Consider the following 16726-nt stretch of genomic DNA (forward strand, 5'->3'; position numbering starts at 1 on the left):
GTGGCCTTGGCGGCCGGTGACGGATTACTTGATACCGGTGATCTTGACGACCGTCAGCTTCTGACGGTGGCCCTGACGCTTGTGGTACCCGGTCTTGTTCTTGAACTTGTGGATCCGGATCTTCGGACCCTTGGTCTGCTCGACGATCTCGCCGGAGACGGTGACCTTGGCCAGGGCGTCGGCGTCGGAGGTGACGGCCGAGCCGTCCACCACGAGGATCGGGGACAGCGACACGGAGGTTCCGGCCTCGCCCTCGATCTTCTCGACCTTGACCTGGTCCCCTTCGGCGACCTTGTACTGCTTGCCGCCGGTCTTGACGATCGCGTACATCGAGGGCTTCCCCTTGCTTCTCGGGTGTGCGGCCGCCGGGGCGACCGCACCTGGTGTGCGGTGTTCTCTCATGCTCGCCGGCTCACGCCGGTCGGAGGTCGTCGGCCACGCCGGTCCGTGTGGACCGGGCCCGCGACTCCTCGCGCGGCGACATAGCGCCGCGACGAGCGACCTGTCAAGGTTACGGTCCGGCGGCGCAGCAGGTCAAACCGACCGTGCCGCCGGACACGCGGCCCGGTCTCTCAGTCGCCCGTGGGAGCCGTCGTCGACCGGGTCGCGCGTCGCCTCGCGGGGCGCCTGCGCGGCTCGGCGACCACGGCGGTCGGCGTCTGCGCGAGCGGCGCGGCCTCGACCCCGGCCGGGGGTTCGACCGATGCCGCCGGAGCCGCGGAGCTCGCCGTGGCGGCCGTGGCGGCACCGCCCGCGCTCGCGGTCGCCGCGGAGTCCGCCGTGGCGGCACCCGCCGCGCGACGGGTCGACCGGCGACGGGGCCGCCGGCCCGTCGTGGTGCTGGTGGACGCGGCGTCGGCGGACGCGGCGCCCGCGGTCGTGACGCCGGACCCGCCCCCCGACGTCGCGGACTCGACCTCGTCCACGACCGCGTCGGCCTCGGCGACCGTCGCGGACTCGGCCTGCGGGGTCTCCACGACCTCGGCCGCGGCGGAGTCCGCGGCCGCGGTCTCCGGGGCGGGGGCGTTGCTCGCCGGCCGTCGCGACGCGCGTCGCCGACGCGCGGGCCGGGTGACGCCGGCGGCGTCGGCGGAGTCCGCCTCACCCGCCTCCGGGGCCGCCGCGGGAGCGGTCTCGCTCTCGTCGGCAGAAGGGGTCGCCTCCGACGCCGTTGCCGTGTCCGCCGCCGACGGGGCCGCGGCCTCTGCCGCCGACGTCGCCGCCGGGGCATCGGCCTCGTCAGTACCGGCCTTGTCAGTACCGGCCTCGGCCGGCGGGGCGGTCACCACGGCGGGCGCGGCGGCCTCGGCTGCTTCGACGGTCTTCTGATCCGCCGAATCGGTCCCGCCGGCGCCGGCCTCGGCGTTCTGCCGGGCGATCGCCAGCGCGGCCGGGTGCGCGGCCGGCGCGGGGCCGTCCTTGCGCGGTGCCTGCTTGGGCGAGGCGCTGTCGGACTCGCCGTTGCCCTTGCCGTTGCCGCCACGACGACGGCCGCGCTTGGCGCCCGGCTCGTCGGCGTTGTGCGACTCGGTGTGGAGGGGGTCGGCGTGGACGATCAGCCCGCGGCCCTGGCAGTGCTCACACGGCGTGGAGAACGCCTCGACCAGACCGGTGCCCAGCTTCTTCCGGGTGAGCTGGACCAGGCCGAGTGAGGTGACCTCGGAGACCTGGTGGCGGGTGCGGTCGCGGCCGAGGGCCTCGGTGAGGCGGCGCAGCACGAGGTCGCGATTCGCCTCGAGGACCATGTCGATGAAGTCGATGATCACCATGCCGCCCACGTCCCGCAGACGCAGCTGGCGCACGATCTCCTCGGCGGCCTCGAGGTTGTTCTTGGTGACGGTCTCCTCGAGGTTGCCGCCGGAGCCGGTGTACTTGCCGGTGTTGACGTCGATGACGGTCATGGCCTCGGTGCGGTCGATCACCAGGGAGCCACCGGAGGGCAGCCACACCTTGCGGTCGAGCGCCTTGGCCAGCTGCTCGTCGACCCGGTGGGTCGCGAACACGTCCACGTCAGGGTTGTCGTGGCGTTCGAGCCGGTCGACCATCTCCGGCGCCACGCGCGAGACGTAGCCGTGCACCGTGTTCCAGGACGTCTCGCCCTGGATGACGAGCTTGGAGAAGTCCTCGTTGAACAGGTCGCGGACGACCTTGACCAGCAGATCGGGCTCCTCGTACAGCGCGACGGGCGTGCCGGAGCCGGACTCGGTGCGCTTGGCGGCCGCCTCGGAGATCTCGGTCCACTGCGCGGCGAGCCGCTCGACGTCGCGACCGATCTCCTCGGCGCTGACGCCCTCGGCGGCGGTGCGGATGATGACGCCGGAGCCCTCGGGCACGACCTCCTTGAGGATCCCCTTCAGGCGGCGCCGCTCGGTGTCGGGAAGCTTGCGGGAGATGCCGGTGGAGTTGCCGTCGGGGACGTAGACGAGGAACCGGCCGGCCAGCGAGATCTGGGTCGACAGGCGGGCGCCCTTCTGACCGACGGGGTCCTTGGTGACCTGGACCAACACCATGTCGCCGGACTTGAGCGCCTGCTCGATGCGCCGGGCCTTTCCGCCGAGTCCGGCGGCCTCCCAGTTGACCTCGCCGGCGTAGAGCACGCCGTTGCGGCCGCGTCCGATGTCGACGAACGCCGCCTCCATGCTGGGCAGGACGTTCTGCACGCGGCCGAGGTAGACGTTGCCGACCATCGAGCGGGCGGACTCGGTGGTGACGAAGTGCTCGACGAGCACCTTGTCCTCGAGGACGCCGACCTGGGTCATGAGGCCCTTGCCGTCGGTGCGCTGCTTCTCGCGTACCACCATGACGCGGTCCACGGCCTCGCGGCGGGCGAGGAACTCGGCCTCGGACAGGATCGGCTGGCGGCGACGGCCGGCCTCACGGCCGTCGCGTCGACGCTGGCGCTTGGCCTCGAGTCGGGTCGAGCCGGTGATGCCCTGGACCTCGTCGGAGGACGTGCTGGAGCCCTGTCCCGCGCGCCCGGTGCGGCGGCGTGGGTCGCGCTCGTGAACCTCGGTGTGGGGCGGGTCGTCGCTGGAGGTCTGGGCGTCGTCGGCGCCGGAACCCCCACCACGACGACGACGACGGCGACGCCTCCTCGAGCCCGACGGGGCGCCCGAGGAGTCGTCGGACTCGTCCGCGTCGTCGTCTCCGGACTCGTCCTGCCCGTCGGCGTCGTCGGCCGTCCGGTCCGCGGCGTCGTCGGAGCGGTCGCGGCCGGTCCCGCGGGCGGCCGTCGCGGCGTCGTCGGACGCGTCTGCGCCGTCGGCGTCTCCGGAGGACGCCGTGGCGGCGGCGGTGCGGTCGTCGGCGTCGTTGGCGTCGTCACCGGTCGCGTCGTCGGATCCGGCGGCACCCGCGTCCGGACCGGAGGTGGTGTCCTGGCCGTTCTGCTCGTCGCCGCCCTCACCGCGCCCGCGGCCGCGGCCCCGACGGCCACGCCGACGACGACGGGTTCCGCCCTCACCGGAGTCGGACTGTTCGGTGGAAGCGGGCTGGGCAGCGGGGTCGGACCGCGTGGCCGAGTCGGTCGGCGCCGTGGAGTCCGACTGCGCTGCCGAGTCGGACCTCTCGGTGGCCGCGGCGGTGTCCTCGGGAGAGAGGAACAGGGGGGAGAACGAGGGGGTCGCGGTGGAGCGACGGCGACGGTTCCCGGGCTCGGCGGCGCCGACCTCGCCGGTGACGATCGCGATCTCCGGCAGCGGCGGCCGGTTCCTCGCGTCGGCCTTCCCACCCCCGGTGCGGGCGGCATCCGAGCGGGTGTCCTCGGCCGGGACGGTGTCGTCAGCGGTCCTCGCGGCGCTCTTCTCCGCCGCGGTGGCCTTCTCGGCGGTCTTCTCGGCGGTGGTCTTGCGCGCCGGGGACTTCTTCGCCGAGGCCTTCGTCGCCGAGGCCTTCTTCGCGGCGGTCTTGCGGGCCGGCGCCTTCTTCGCGGGCGTCTCTGCGGACGGAGCCTCCGGCGCAATGGCCTCTGCCGTGTCGGCGGGCTGCTCGGTGGCGGGGGCCACCCGGTCGGCCGCGGCGGCGCCGGCCGGCGCGTCGGAACGGCTGTTGAACCACGTCAGCAGCACGTCGCGGGTCACGCCGGACTGGGCGCTCTTGATCTCCACCCCGATCCCGGCCATGGCGGCCAGGAACTCCTTGCTGGTCATACCCACGGCCTTGGCCGCGGCGTGCGCGCGCATCCTCTCGGGCAGCGCGGCGAGGTCGTCGATGGTCAGGTTCGGATCCGACACGTGTCTCCTCCGGCCGGACTCCGGGCGCGATCACGTCACCGGGAAACCGGTGACCCACGCCGCCGCACGGGGTCGGGCGTCTTCTGGTCTCGGCCCCGCCGTGGCGGGGCAACGTCTTGTGGTCCGCGGTACCGGGACGAACCGGGCCGCGGGTGGCGGGCGCCCGTTCCGGGGCGGACTGGTGGTCCACTCGCCAGGATGGGCTCCGACCATTCTCCCACACCGGGCGCCGGAACGTCGCCGTCCGGGCACCAGGAAATGGCGACGCGCCCGTCGGGCCGGGGGCCGACGGGCGCGTGGGCAGCGTCGTCGCTGCAGGGGTGGCGGGAGCTACAGACCGGGGAACCAGAGCGCGATCTCGCGCGCCGCCGACTCCTCGGAGTCCGAACCGTGGACGAGGTTCAGCTGGGTCTCGAGGCCGAAGTCGCCGCGGATGGAGCCCGGGGCGGCCTTCTCGACGGGATCGGTGCCACCCGCGAGCTGCCGCCACGCGGCGATCGCGCGGGGCCCCTCGAGGACGCCGGCGACAACGGGACCGGAGGTGATGAACTCGAGCAGGTCGCCGTAGAACGGACGCTCGGCGTGCTCCGCGTAGTGCTCGGCCGCGGTCTCCTGCGGCACCCGCCGCATGTCCATGGCGACGATCCTGAGCCCCTTGGCCTCGATACGGGACAGGATGGTGCCGGTCAGGCCGCGCTCGACTCCGTCGGGCTTGATGAGGAAGAAGGTTCTCTCGGTCACGGCGGCAATGCTACAAGCACATACGCGGGCGGGTCGCCCGGCGGGGCCGCTCAGTCGTGCTGACTGGGCAGGTATCCCCCGGCCATCCGTCCCGCGAGGTCGCGGCGCAGGAACAGGATGTACGCCCACACGGTCGCGAACAACAGGCCGGAGACGCCCATCGACCAGTGCACGGCCCAGCCCGCCACGGCCAGGGCCGCGAGGGTCAGGTTCATCGGGATCGCCCAGGGTTTGCGCTGGAATCCGCTGGCCACGAGCATCGCGATCGCCAGCAGACTGACGAACCACACCTTCCACGGTTGGAAGTGCGCGCCGTCGTCGAGCCGCGCGATCACCGTGAGCACCAGGCCGATGACGATCGCCTCGAGCACCAGGGTCCCCGCCATGATGCCCCGCAGGCCCTTCCACGGGTCCACCGACGGCTCGTGTGCGGTGCCCCGGGGTCCGGGGGTCGGGTCGGTCACTGTGCGTCCTTTCCGAACAGACTGCGGGCGGCACCGGCGGTCACCACGGAGCCGGTGACGAGGACGCCGACTCCGGAGACGTCGTCGTCCGCGGTGGGGTCCGGGACGCCCACGAGATCCAGGGCGGCGCTGACCGCGTCGGGCAGAGTGTCCACCACGTGGACGCGCTGCGCGGTGAACCGCTCCTCCGCGATCCGGGCCAACTCGTCGAGTTCCATCGCGCGCGGTGACGCCGAGCGGGTGACGACGACCTCCTCGACCACGGGCTCCAGCGCCGCGAGGAAGGCGTCGGCGTCCTTGCCGTCGAGCATGGCGACCACGGCGACCAGCCGCTTGAAGTCGAACTCCGAGGTGACGGCCTCGGCGAGCGCGCGACCCCCGTGGCCGTTGTGGGCCGCGTCCACCAGGACGGTGGGGCTGGAACTGAGCCGTTCGAGACGGCCCGGGTTGTCGACCGCGGCGAAGCCGGCGCGGACGAGTTCCGGATCCAGCGCCCTGTCGGGCCCGGCTCCGAAGAACGCCTCGACCGCGGCCAGGGCGGTCGCCGCGTTCTCGGCCTGGTGCTCGCCGAACAGGGGCAGGAACACCTCGGGGTACTCGCCGCCGAGCCCGCGCAGGGTGAGCTGCTGTCCGCCCACGGCGAGACGCCGCTCCACGACATCGAACTCGGAACCGAGGCGCGCGACGACCGCGCCGACCTCGACCGCGCGGCGGATCAGCACCTCCATGGCCTCGGGTTCCTGCCGGCCGATCACGGCGACCGGGTCCCGCGGCAGCAGGTCGTCGGAGGGGCCCGGCTGGATGATCCCGGCCTTCTCCCCCGCGATCGTCGCGAGGTCCTCTCCGAGGTACTCGGTGTGGTCGAGGCCCACGGGGGTGATGACGGAGACGGCCGGTCGCACGACGTTGGTGGCGTCCCAGGTCCCGCCCATCCCCGTCTCGATCACCGCGACGTCGACGGGTGCGTCGGCGAACGCGGCGAACGCCATTGCTGTGAGCACCTCGAAGTAGCTCATCCGCGGGCCCCCCGCCTCCTCGGACCGCTGGTCGACCAGGTCGAGGTAGGGCTGCAGCTCGCGGTAGGTGTCGACGAAGGTCCGCGCCGTGATCGGCTCGCCGTCCATCGCGATGCGCTCGGTGACGCTCTGCAGGTGCGGGCTGGAGTTGCGCCCGGTGCGCTGGTGGAGCGCCCGGAGCAGCGCGTCGATCATCCGGGTGACCGACGTCTTGCCGTTCGTCCCGGCGACGTGCACCACGGGGTAGGCGTGCTGTGGGTCGCCGAGGATCGAGGTCAGCTCGGCGATCCGGTCCAGGCTCGGCTCGAGGCGGGACTCGGGCCAGCGGGTGGCCAGTTCCTCCTCGACCGCCGCGAGCTCGGCGGTGTCGGCCTGCCACTCGGGACTGCCCACCTCGGGAATCGGGCGCGGCGGCAGGTGGTCGTCACCGTCGCTCTCCTCGTCCCCCGGGATGGGTCCGCCCAGTGGTACGCCCGACACGAGCCCGTCCTCGCCGAGCATCTCGGCGACGTCCTCCTCGGTCGGGGTGTCCCATCCCTCCTCCGGATCGTGGGGCGGGAGCCACTTGCGGTCACTCACGCGGAGCCACTCCCCGCCGGCATCGTCTCGAGCCGGGCGGTGATCCGGGCGACCTCGGCCTCCGCCAGGTCACGCCTGGCCCGGATCTTGTCGACGACGTGATCGGGCGCCTTACCCAGGAACGCCTCGTTACCGAGCTTGGCGCCGGTGGTCTCGAGCTCCTTGTGGGCCGCCGCGAGATCCTTCTCCAGGCGACGCCGCTCGGCGGCGAGGTCGATCGTCCCCGACGTGTCGATCTCGACGTCCACCGTCGACAGGCCGAGCCGGACCTCGAGCGACGCCGTGGCGGTGAAGTCGTCGGCGGCCGGCGTGAGTCGGGCGAGCGAGGCCACCTGGTCGAGCAGGTCGGCCGGCAGGTCGGCGCCGTCCACGCCACCGATACGCGCCGGCACGCGCTGACCGGGCTTGAGGCCCTGGTCCGAGCGGAACCGGCGGATCTCCGTGACCAGCGTCTGGGCGTCGCCCACCCGTCGCACCGCGTCCGAGGCGTCGTCGGCCGGGACCACGTCGGTCGGCCACGGCGCGATCACGAGCGATTCACCGCCGGTGAGGGCGGTCCAGAGGGTCTCGGTGACGAACGGGATCACCGGGTGCAGCATCCGCAGCAGTACGTCCAGGACGTGGCCCAGCACGAGCCTCGTCCGCTCGGCCCGCTCGGAGGCGCGGGACTCGTCGTCGTTCCCGAACTGGACCTTCGCGAGCTCGAGATACCAGTCGCAGACCTCGTCCCACGCGAAGTGGTAGAGGGCCTCGCACGCCTTGGAGAACTCGTAGCGCTCCAACGCCTCGTCGACGGTCTCCCGCACCTGCCCCAGACGGTGCAGGATCCACCGGTCGGCGTCGGTGAGATCCGCGGCGTCGGGCACCGGACCGACCTTCGCGCCGTTCATGAGCGCGAAGCGGGTGGCGTTGAAGAGTTTGGTGGCGAAGTTGCGCGAGGCCTGCGCGGAGTCGTCGCCGACGGACAGGTCGCCGCCGGGGTGCGCGCCTCGCGCCAGCGTGAACCGCAGTGCGTCCGCGCCGAAACGGTCGACCCAGTCCAACGGGTCGATACCGTTGCCCTTGGACTTGGACATCTTCTGACCGTGCTCGTCACGGACCAGCCCGTGGAGGAACACGTCGGTGAACGGGACCGTGCCGGGCGCGGCCTTGTCGCCGCCGAGCCGGCGGCCCACGAACGTGCCGAACATCATCATCCGCGCCACCCAGAAGAACAGGATGTCGTAGCCGGTGACCAGCACCGACGTCGGGTAGAAGCGTTCGAGGTCGGCGGTGCGCTCGGGCCAGCCCATCGTGGAGAACGGCCACAGCGCGGAGGAGAACCACGTGTCGAGGACGTCGGCCTCCTGCGTGTACCCGGCGGGCGGCTCCTCGTCGGGGCCCACGCACACCACCTCGCCGTCGGGCCCGTACCAGATCGGGATCCGGTGGCCCCACCACAGCTGGCGCGAGATGCACCAGTCGTGCATGTCGTCGACCCAGTCGAACCACCGCGGTTCCTGGCTCGTCGGGTGGATCACCGTGTCGCCGTCGCGGACCGCGTCGCCGGCCATCTTCGCCAGTTCCTCGACCCGGACCCACCACTGCAGCGACAGGCGCGGCTCGATCGGCTCCCCGGACCGCTCCGAGTGACCGACCGAGTGCAGGTAGGGCCGGACCTCCTTGACGATCCGCCCCTGCGCCGCCAGGTCCTCGCGGACCGCCGCACGTGCCTCGAAACGGTCCATGCCGTCGTAGCGGGTGCCGGTGCCCGTGATGTGGCCGGTGGCGTCCATGATCGTGGGCATCTCGAGCCCGTGACGCTGGCCGATGGCGAAGTCGTTGGGGTCGTGTGCCGGCGTGACCTTGACGGCGCCCGTCCCGAACTCGGGGTCCACGTAGTCGTCGGCGACCACACGCATCGTCCAGCCGTCGCGGAACGGATGCGGGATCTCGGTGCCCACCAGATGCGCATAGCGCTCGTCGTCCGGGTGGACGGCGATCGCGGTGTCGCCGAGCATGGTCTCGAGACGGGTCGTGGCCACGACCAGGTGCGGCTCGGAGTCGTCCATCGAGCCGTAGCGGAAGCTGACCAGCTCGCCCTCGACGTCGGAGTACTTGACCTCGATGTCGGAGATCGCGGTCTGCAGCGTGGGCGACCAGTTGACCAGTCGCTCCGCGCGGTAGATCAGCCCCTGGTCGTAGAGTTCCTTGAAGATCGTCTGGACGGCGCGGGACAGGCCGTCGTCGAGGGTGAACCGCTCGCGCGACCAGTCCACGCCGTCGCCGAGGCGACGCATCTGCTCGCCGATCGTGCCGCCGGACTCACGCTTCCACTCCCAGACCTTCTCGATGAAGGCCTCACGACCGATCTCGTGACGGTCGATCCCCTCGTCGCGGAGCTTGCGGTCCACTAGGGTCTGCGTCGCGATGCCGGCGTGATCCATCCCGGGCAGCCACAGCACCTCGTACCCCTGCATGCGCCTGCGCCGCGTGAGCACATCCATGAGGGTGTGGTCGAGCGCGTGTCCCATGTGCAGACTGCCGGTGACGTTGGGCGGGGGCAGGACCACCGAATACGCGGGCTTACCGCTGGACGCGTCCGCCTCGAAGTAGCCGGCGTCCACCCAGCGCTGATACAGCTCGGCCTCCACCTCACCTGGGTTCCAGGAGGCGGGCAGGGCGTCCGCGCGGTCGGCGTTCGGAGGGGAAGCGGCTGGAGTGGTCACCCGGCCATCTTAGGCCGTCGGCGGAACTCGCCCGAAACACGGTGAAACCGGTTCGACAAACAGGACACGTAGCTTTCTGCCGGTCGCCGTCGGAGAACATCATCTGCAGGAGGAGCCCGCCATGGAGCACACCGGACATCGCGCCGCGGAGACGCTCGAACACGGACTGGGGAGGCGCGGGTTCCTGCGGGCAGCCTTCGCCGTGAGCGCCGCCGCCGGGGCCGCGGGCAGATCCGGCCGAGGTCCTGTGGGGCTGCGTGCCGAACGTCCACAGCTCTGCGGTACTGCGGGTGCGATCCGGGCAGACCGTCACCATCGACACCGTCTCGCACGAGGGGATCCTCGAGGACCAGGGCCGCGACCCGGTCACCTACTTCGGCCGCGAGGGCGTCGACCGGCGTGCGATCCTCGACGACGCGGTGGCCATCGCCTCCGGGTACTCGCGGACCCCCCGCGACTTCGACCGGGACGGGCCGCACGTGGTGACCGGGCCCGTCTTCGTCGAGGGCGCCAGGCCCGGCGACGTCCTGCGGATCGACACGCTGGAGGTGGTCCCGCGGGTGCCGTACGGCGTGGTCTCGAGCAGGCACGGGAAGGGTGCGCTGGGCATCACACCGGACGGGTCCGCTCCGGCGGGCATCGGGCTCGCCGAGGTGATGCCACCGGCCGCCACGGACGGGCGGGCGACCGGGGACCCGATGCACTACGGGAACGTCTCGACGTTCGTCGCCATCGAGAACGGCCGGGGCGTCCTGCCGTTCGGCGACCGGCGGGCGAGCTTCCCGCTGCGTCCGTTCATGGGGATGATGGGCGTCGCGTTCTCCCGGGACGACGACCTCACCGCGGCGAGTGCGAACTCCATCCCGCCGACGCTCGGCGGCGGCAACATCGACATCCGCCTGCTGGGCGCGGGCTCCACCCTATACCTGCCGGTGTTCGCCGAGGGAGCGCTGTTCTACGTCGGCGACCCGCACATGGCGATGGGCGACGGCGAGGCCGCGCTCACCGCGATGGAGGGGTCGCTCCGCGGCACGTTCCGGCTGACGGTGTGCCGCCCGGGCGACGGCGACGCCCCATCCGTCGCGTTCTCGTACCCGTTCGGCGAGACAGCGGACTCGTGGATCCCCATCGGTTTGTCGGATCCCGACGGTTCGGTCGGTGGGCAGAGCGGCGATCTGAACGTGGCGATGCGGCGGGCGGTCGTCAACGCCCTGGACTTCCTCGTCGACGACCGGGGCATGGACCGCGCCACCGCGTACGCCTACCTGTCCGCGGCGGCGGACTTCACCGTGTCGCAGGTGGTGGACCGCACCGTCGGCGTCCACGGCCAGATCTACAAGGAGGGCTTCGCCTGACGCGTCCGCGTAGACGCCGAGGATCGGCGGAGGAGTCCGGGGTCAGTCCGCCAGACCGAGCGCGCGTACGGCGTCCCGCTCGGAGACCAGTTCCGCGACCGAGGCGTCGATGCGGGCCCGCTGGAACTCGCCGATCTCCAGGCCCTCGACGACCTCCCACTCACCGCCCCGGCTGCGACACGGCAACCCCGTCACCACGCCGGGGACCGTGCCGTACTCGCCGGCCGATGGCAGAGCGACGGTGGTCCAGCTCTCGCCGGACGTGCCACACACCCAGTCCCGCATCTGGTCGACCGCCGCACCGGCCGCGGAGGCGGCCGACGACGATCCCCGCACGGCGATGATCTCGGCGCCGCGGCCGGCGACGCGCGGGATGAAGGTGTCGGCCAGCCACTCGGGATCGAGTCCGGCGGTGACCGGCTCACCTCCGCGCGTCAGATAGGTGACGTCGGGGAACTGGGTCGCGGAGTGATTGCCCCAGACCACCACCCCGTCGAGCTCGGACACCCGGGCCCCCAGCCGCGTGGCCAGCTGGCTGAGCGCGCGATTGTGGTCGAGTCGCATGAGCGCGGTGAAGCGTCCGGCCGGGACGTCGGGCGCGTGACGGTGGGCGATGTACGCGTTCGTGTTGGCGGGGTTGCCCACGACGACGACGCGGATGTCGTCGGCGGCGTGGTCGTTGATCGCCCGCCCCTGCTCGCGGAAGATCGCCCCGTTCGCGGTGAGGAGATCCGCCCGCTCCATGCCCTTCCCGCGCGGTCGGGCACCCACGAGGAACGCCGCGTTCGCACCGTCGAACGCCGTCGTCACGTCGTCGGTGATCTCGATCGAGTCGACCAGGGGCAGCGCGCAGTCCTCGATCTCCATCGCCACGCCCTCGGCGGCGACCACGGCCGACGGGATGTCGAGGAGCCGTAGTCGGACCGGGGTGCCCGGCCCGAAGACCAGGCCGGACGCGAGCCGGAACAGCAGCGAGTAGGCGATCTTGCCGGCCGCACCGGTGACGGTGACGGTGACCGGTGTGTTGGTGCTCATATCCGAGGGCCTCCCGGGAACGACGACGGGGTCGGTCCCCACAGTAGTGAGAATCCGACCCCGTACCGCGTGCCCGCTCGTCAGCCGTGTGCGCGCTGCACTGCGGGCTGCAAGCCCCGCGGGCTGCGATGCCCGGCGGGCGGCGACGCCCGGCGGGCGGCGCTGATCAGGCGTGGACCGGCGCAGCCGTCTTCTGACGGACCTCGTCGATCGTCACGTCGGGCGCCAGCTCGACCAGGCGGAAGCCCTCCTCGGTGATGTCGAGGACGCACAGATCGGTCACGACCCGCTGGACGCAGGCCTTTCCGGTGTACGGGAGGGTGTTCTCCTCCATGAGCTTGAGACCGCCCTTGCGAGTGACGTGGTCCATCATCACGATCACACGGCCGGCACCGTGGACGAGGTCCATCGCACCGCCCATGCCCTTGACCATCGCGCCCTGGATCATCCAGTTGCTCAGGTCGCCGTGCTGCGAGACCTGCATCGCGCCCAGCACCGCCACGTCGACGTGGCCGCCCCGGATCATGGCGAACGAGTCCGAGGAGCCGAAGAACGCCGCGCCGGGTGCGGCGGTGATCGTCTCCTTGCCGGCGTTGATCATCTCGGGGTCCAGCTGTTCCCGGGTCGGATAGGGGCCAACGCCCAGGATCCCGTTCTCCGAGTGGAGTGTGACACGCACTCCCTCGGGGAGGTGGTCGGGGATCAGCGTCGGCATCCCTATGCCGAGGTTGACGTACTGGCCGTCGGTGAAGTCCGCGGCGATCCGGGCGGCCATCTGCTCATGGGTCCAGCTCATGACTGATCCTCCCCGTTGCTGCTGAGCTTCTCGATCTCCACGCCGGTCTCCTGGCGTCCGACCTCGACGATGCGCTGGACGTAGATGCCGGGCAGGTGGACGTCGGCGGGGTCGATCTCACCCTCGCGGACGACCTCCTCGGCCTGGACGATCGTGACCCGGCCGGCCACGGCCCCAGTCACACCAACGGGCGGTCGCCGCACAGCGGTCCGGCGCATTCGGCGAGGAGATCGTCCCGGTCACCGTCCCGCAGCGCAAGGGCGACGACCTGGTCGTGGACACCGACGAACACCCGCGTGCGGACTCCAGCGTGGAGGCGCTTGCTGAACTGCGCCCGATCATGGGACGTGCGGACTCCGAAGCCACAGTCACCGCCGGCAACGCCTCCGGTCAGAACGACGGCGCCGCGATGTGCGTGGTGACCACCGCCGACAGGGCGGCAACTCTCGGCCTGACCCCGATCGTGCGTCTGGCCTCCTGGGCCGTCGCGGGCGTCGCCCCGGAGACCATGGGCATCGGTCCGGTCCCCGCGACCGCCAAAGCACTCGACCGGTTGGGACTCACGCTGGCCGACATGGACGTCATCGAACTCAACGAGGCGTTCGCCGCCCAGGCTCTGGCCGTCATGCGTGAGTGGGACATCGATCCGGCCTCCGAGCACCTCAACCCGCACGGTTCCGGCATCTCTCTCGGCCACCCCGTCGGCGCGACCGGTGCCCGGATGCTCGCGACCCTCTCCCGCGAAATGGTCCGCCGGGACGCGCAGTGGGGCTTGGAGACCATGTGCATCGGCGGTGGCCAGGGCCTCGCCGCCGTGTTCGAGCGGGTCTGACGCCGACGCCGCGACCGCAACCGCCCACCCGCGCGCAGCCCCCCGGGAAGGCCGCGCCCGGGCATTACGCCAGCGCACCTCGCGGGGGTCGCGCTGCGCCTTCGACTCGCGCTGGCGGAAAGGTCCGTTCCCGCAGCGCACCCCCGGGATTTCCGTACGGAGAGGCAGCGTGAGCCGAAGAACCAGCGCACCTCGCGGAGGTCGCGCTGCGCCTATGCCCGCGGTAGTCGCGGAGGGGAGGCACCGACTGGCTCGCCCGGTGCCCGGAACAACGCACCCGCCGCCGGGACGTCCTGGAAAGCGACGACGCCCCGGGGGGTGGACCGCGTGTTCCGCGCTCCGCCCCGGGGGCGTCCGACATGTCGCCGTCAGCCGTCGATCCGGGACGGGTGCCGGGTCAGGGCCATGACCTCGATGTCCATGAACGGGAACAGTGGGAGTTCCTGGAGGATCTCGTGGAGCTCGTCGCCGGACTCGACGTCGAAGATGCTGATGTTCGAGTACTGGCCGACGATGCGCCAGAGCTCACGCCACTTCCCGGACCGTTGCAGCTCCTGGCTGTAGGCCTTCTCGCGCGCCACGGTCTCGGCGCGGACCTCCGGGTCCAGGTCGTGCGGGATCCTGACGTCCATGCGGACGTGGAACAGTGCCATTGTCGGCCTCTCCTTCTTGTCGGTGGTGTGGGTCGGGCGCTTGTCAGTGGTGGGTCGGGGCGGTCATCAGCGGCGGGTGAACCGCTCCACCGCGTCGTGGTCGGGCTCCACGCCCAGGCCCGGTCCCTCCGGGAGGTGTACGCGGCCCTCCTCGTAGCGGATCGGCTCGGTGACGTACGTCTCGGCCAGCAGCAGCGGGCCGAAGAGCTCCGAGCCGTAGTTGAAGCCGGGCTCCGCGCAGGCCGGGTGCAGTGAGGCGACCGTGCCTATCGGCCCCTCCAAGGACGTCGCCGCGTGGCAGGCGATCCCCGCTGCGCGGGCGACCGTCACGACCTCCTTGCCGCGGGTGAGCCCACCGAGCTTGGTGGTCTTGACCGCGATTACCCCGGCCGCGTCCCGACGGGCGACCTCGAGCGCGTCGTGCGGCGACTGGACCGACTCATCGGCCATGAACTGCACCGGCAGCGACCGGTTGAGCTCGGCGAGCACCTCGACCTGCTCGGTGGGGGTCGGCTGCTCGATGAGCTCGATCCCGGCCTCCACCAACGCGGGCAGATGCACATTGGCGGTGAACCGGTCCCAACGGGCGTTGATGTCCACCCGCAGACCGGCGCGACCGTTCAGCCGATCCGCGAGCGCGGCGATGCGGGCCACGTCCTCCGCCGGCTCCAGCGCGCCCATCTTCACCTTGAAACTGCGGTGACGATCCGCCGCCAGCAGTCGAACTCGGCGACCATCTCCTCGAGCGGCATGGCGCCCAGCGCCCAGGTGCACTCGATCGAATCACCCACCGCGCCGCCGAGCAGCGAGCGAACCGGCACGTCCGACGACCGGGCCCACGCGTCGAACATCGCGATCTCGAGGGCGGCCTTGGCGAACCGACCGCGGGCCACTACGCCCTCCATCGCCTCGAGCACGGCGGGGATCTCCTCCACCCGCCGGCCGGTCAGCTCACGCCGAGCGCTCGCGGGGCTCCTCCTCGGAGACCGGGACGATCGTCGGGAGGACGTTGTCGCGCACCGTCTCGCCGGTGACCACCACGCGGGCGACGTCGTCGCGGCCCGGGATGTCGTACATGACCGGCAACAGGACCTCCTCCATGATCGCGCGCAGACCACGGGCGCCGGTACCGCGCAGGATCGCCTGATCAGCCACGGCTTCCAGCGCGTCCTGCGTGAACTCGAGCTCCACGCCGTCCATCTCGAACAGGCGGGCGTACTGCTTGACCAGCGCGTTCTTCGGCTCGGCGAGGATGTTCACCAGGGCCTCGCGGTCGAGGCTCGTCACGGTCGCCACCACGGGCAGGCGCCCGATGAACTCCGGGATCAGACCGAACTTGACCAGGTCCTCGGGCATGACCTCCGAGAAATTGTCCGTGGTGTCCAGCTCGTTCTTACTGGCCACCTCCGCGCCGAACCCCAGGCCCTTGCGGCCCACGCGGTCGCCGACGATCTTCTCCAGGCCCTGGAACGCGCCGGCCACGATGAACAGCACGTTGGACGTGTCGATCTGGATGAACTCCTGGTGCGGGTGCTTGCGCCCGCCCTGCGGCGGCACCGACGCCTGGGTCCCCTCGAGGATCTTGAGCAGCGCCTGCTGGACGCCCTCGCCGGACACGTCCCGCGTGATCGACGGGTTCTCCGCCTTGCGGGCGATCTTGTCGACCTCGTCGATGTAGATGATGCCCATCTCGGCGCGCTTGGTGTCGAAGTCCGCGGCCTGGATGAGCTTGAGGAGGATGTTCTCCACGTCCTCGCCCACGTACCCGGCCTCGGTCAGCGCCGTGGCGTCCGCGATCGCGAACGGCACGTTGAGCATCTTGGCGAGGGTCTGCGCGAGGTAGGTCTTACCGCAGCCCGTCGGGCCCAGCATGAGGATGTTGGACTTGGCCAGCTCGACGCCGTCACCGCGCCCGAGGGCCGCGCCGACGCGGATGCGCTTGTAATGGTTGTAGACGGCCACCGCGAGATTGCGCTTGGCCGCGTCCTGACCCACCACGTACTCGTCGAGGAACGCGTGGATCTCGGCCGGCTTGGGCAGCGCGTCGAGACCCGCCTCCTGCGACTCGTCGACCTCCGACTCGATGATCTCGTTGCACAGCTCGATGCACTCGTCGCAGATGTAGACCCCGGGACCGGCGATCAGCTTCTTGACCTGCTTCTGGCTCTTCCCACAGAAGGAACACTTCAACAGGTCGCCGCTCTCACCCACACGCGCCATGAGTTCTACGTCCTCGCATTCCGGGGGCGCCGATGTCACGCCCCGTAGTCGACGGTACGCGGGAGCGGCCACAAAAGCCGCCCCGCGCGATCAGT

The 16726-nt window shown here is 71.4% G+C and carries 11 protein-coding genes and 3 pseudogenes; 2 read left to right on the top strand and 12 right to left on the bottom strand.

Annotated elements, in window-relative coordinates:
• Positions 1-24: 24 nt before the first annotated feature.
• The 6 genes from rplU to KHA85_RS00905 all read right to left on the bottom strand — a co-directional run bounded on the left by rplU (position 25) and on the right by KHA85_RS00905 (position 9740).
• Positions 25-330: a 50S ribosomal protein L21 gene (gene rplU, locus KHA85_RS00880; RefSeq protein ID WP_007626967.1), complete on the bottom strand. Its 306-nt coding sequence runs from the start codon at positions 328-330 to the stop codon at positions 25-27.
• Positions 331-572: 242 nt separating this feature from the next.
• A complete protein-coding gene (locus tag KHA85_RS00885) occupies positions 573-4232 on the bottom strand; it encodes an Rne/Rng family ribonuclease (RefSeq protein WP_213184469.1) in 3660 nt (1219 codons plus the stop codon).
• Positions 4233-4562: 330 nt separating this feature from the next.
• The gene (ndk, locus tag KHA85_RS00890; RefSeq protein ID WP_007628950.1) at positions 4563-4973 is read right to left on the bottom strand and encodes a nucleoside-diphosphate kinase; all 411 of its coding nucleotides are present in this window, start codon (positions 4971-4973) and stop codon (positions 4563-4565) included.
• Between the two features lie 50 nt (positions 4974-5023).
• A complete protein-coding gene (locus KHA85_RS00895; protein ID WP_213184470.1) occupies positions 5024-5437 on the bottom strand; it encodes a DUF4233 domain-containing protein in 414 nt (137 codons plus the stop codon).
• Positions 5434-7032 (bottom strand): bifunctional tetrahydrofolate synthase/dihydrofolate synthase, encoded by a 1599-nt coding sequence (folC, locus tag KHA85_RS00900; RefSeq protein WP_007628952.1) that lies wholly within the window; start codon positions 7030-7032, stop codon positions 5434-5436. The genes KHA85_RS00895 and folC overlap by 4 nt, the downstream gene beginning before the upstream one ends.
• Complete coding sequence (locus tag KHA85_RS00905) at positions 7029-9740, bottom strand: valine--tRNA ligase (RefSeq protein WP_213184471.1); 2712 nt, start codon at positions 9738-9740, stop codon at positions 7029-7031. Before KHA85_RS00905 ends, folC begins: the two co-directional genes overlap by 4 nt.
• Positions 9741-9861: 121 nt before the next feature.
• Here KHA85_RS00905 and KHA85_RS00910 point away from each other — a divergent pair.
• Positions 9862-11095 (top strand): annotated as a pseudogene (locus tag KHA85_RS00910) (acetamidase/formamidase family protein).
• 42 nt (positions 11096-11137) lie between these two features.
• Here KHA85_RS00910 and KHA85_RS00915 read toward each other — a convergent pair.
• The 3 genes from KHA85_RS00915 to KHA85_RS00925 form a co-directional block, all read right to left on the bottom strand.
• The gene (locus KHA85_RS00915; RefSeq protein WP_213184472.1) at positions 11138-12130 is read right to left on the bottom strand and encodes a malate dehydrogenase; all 993 of its coding nucleotides are present in this window, start codon (positions 12128-12130) and stop codon (positions 11138-11140) included.
• Positions 12131-12296: 166 nt separating this feature from the next.
• Positions 12297-12926, bottom strand: a complete 630-nt coding sequence (locus KHA85_RS00920) for a 3-oxoacid CoA-transferase subunit B (protein ID WP_213184473.1) — start codon at positions 12924-12926, stop codon at positions 12297-12299.
• The gene (locus tag KHA85_RS00925; protein WP_259827681.1) at positions 12923-13096 is read right to left on the bottom strand and encodes a CoA-transferase; all 174 of its coding nucleotides are present in this window, start codon (positions 13094-13096) and stop codon (positions 12923-12925) included. Before KHA85_RS00925 ends, KHA85_RS00920 begins: the two co-directional genes overlap by 4 nt.
• 5 nt (positions 13097-13101) lie before the next feature.
• Between KHA85_RS00925 and KHA85_RS00930 the strand changes: the two are divergent.
• Positions 13102-13758 (top strand): annotated as a pseudogene (locus KHA85_RS00930) (acetyl-CoA C-acyltransferase); the annotation flags it as partial.
• Between the two features lie 368 nt (positions 13759-14126).
• On the opposite strand, the gene catC reads toward KHA85_RS00930, so the two are convergent.
• The 3 genes and pseudogenes from catC to clpX form a co-directional block, all read right to left on the bottom strand.
• Positions 14127-14411 (bottom strand): muconolactone Delta-isomerase, encoded by a 285-nt coding sequence (catC, locus tag KHA85_RS00935; RefSeq protein ID WP_061228475.1) that lies wholly within the window; start codon positions 14409-14411, stop codon positions 14127-14129.
• 66 nt (positions 14412-14477) lie between these two features.
• Positions 14478-15361 (bottom strand): annotated as a pseudogene (locus tag KHA85_RS00940) (muconate/chloromuconate family cycloisomerase); the annotation flags it as partial.
• A 1-nt stretch (position 15362) separates the two neighbouring features.
• The gene (gene clpX / locus KHA85_RS00945; RefSeq protein ID WP_007626667.1) at positions 15363-16631 is read right to left on the bottom strand and encodes an ATP-dependent Clp protease ATP-binding subunit ClpX; all 1269 of its coding nucleotides are present in this window, start codon (positions 16629-16631) and stop codon (positions 15363-15365) included.
• Positions 16632-16726 lie beyond the last annotated feature (95 nt).

The organism is Dietzia massiliensis, from assembly GCF_018390595.1.
In the GTDB taxonomy this organism is placed as follows: Bacteria; Actinomycetota; Actinomycetes; order Mycobacteriales; family Mycobacteriaceae; genus Dietzia; species Dietzia massiliensis.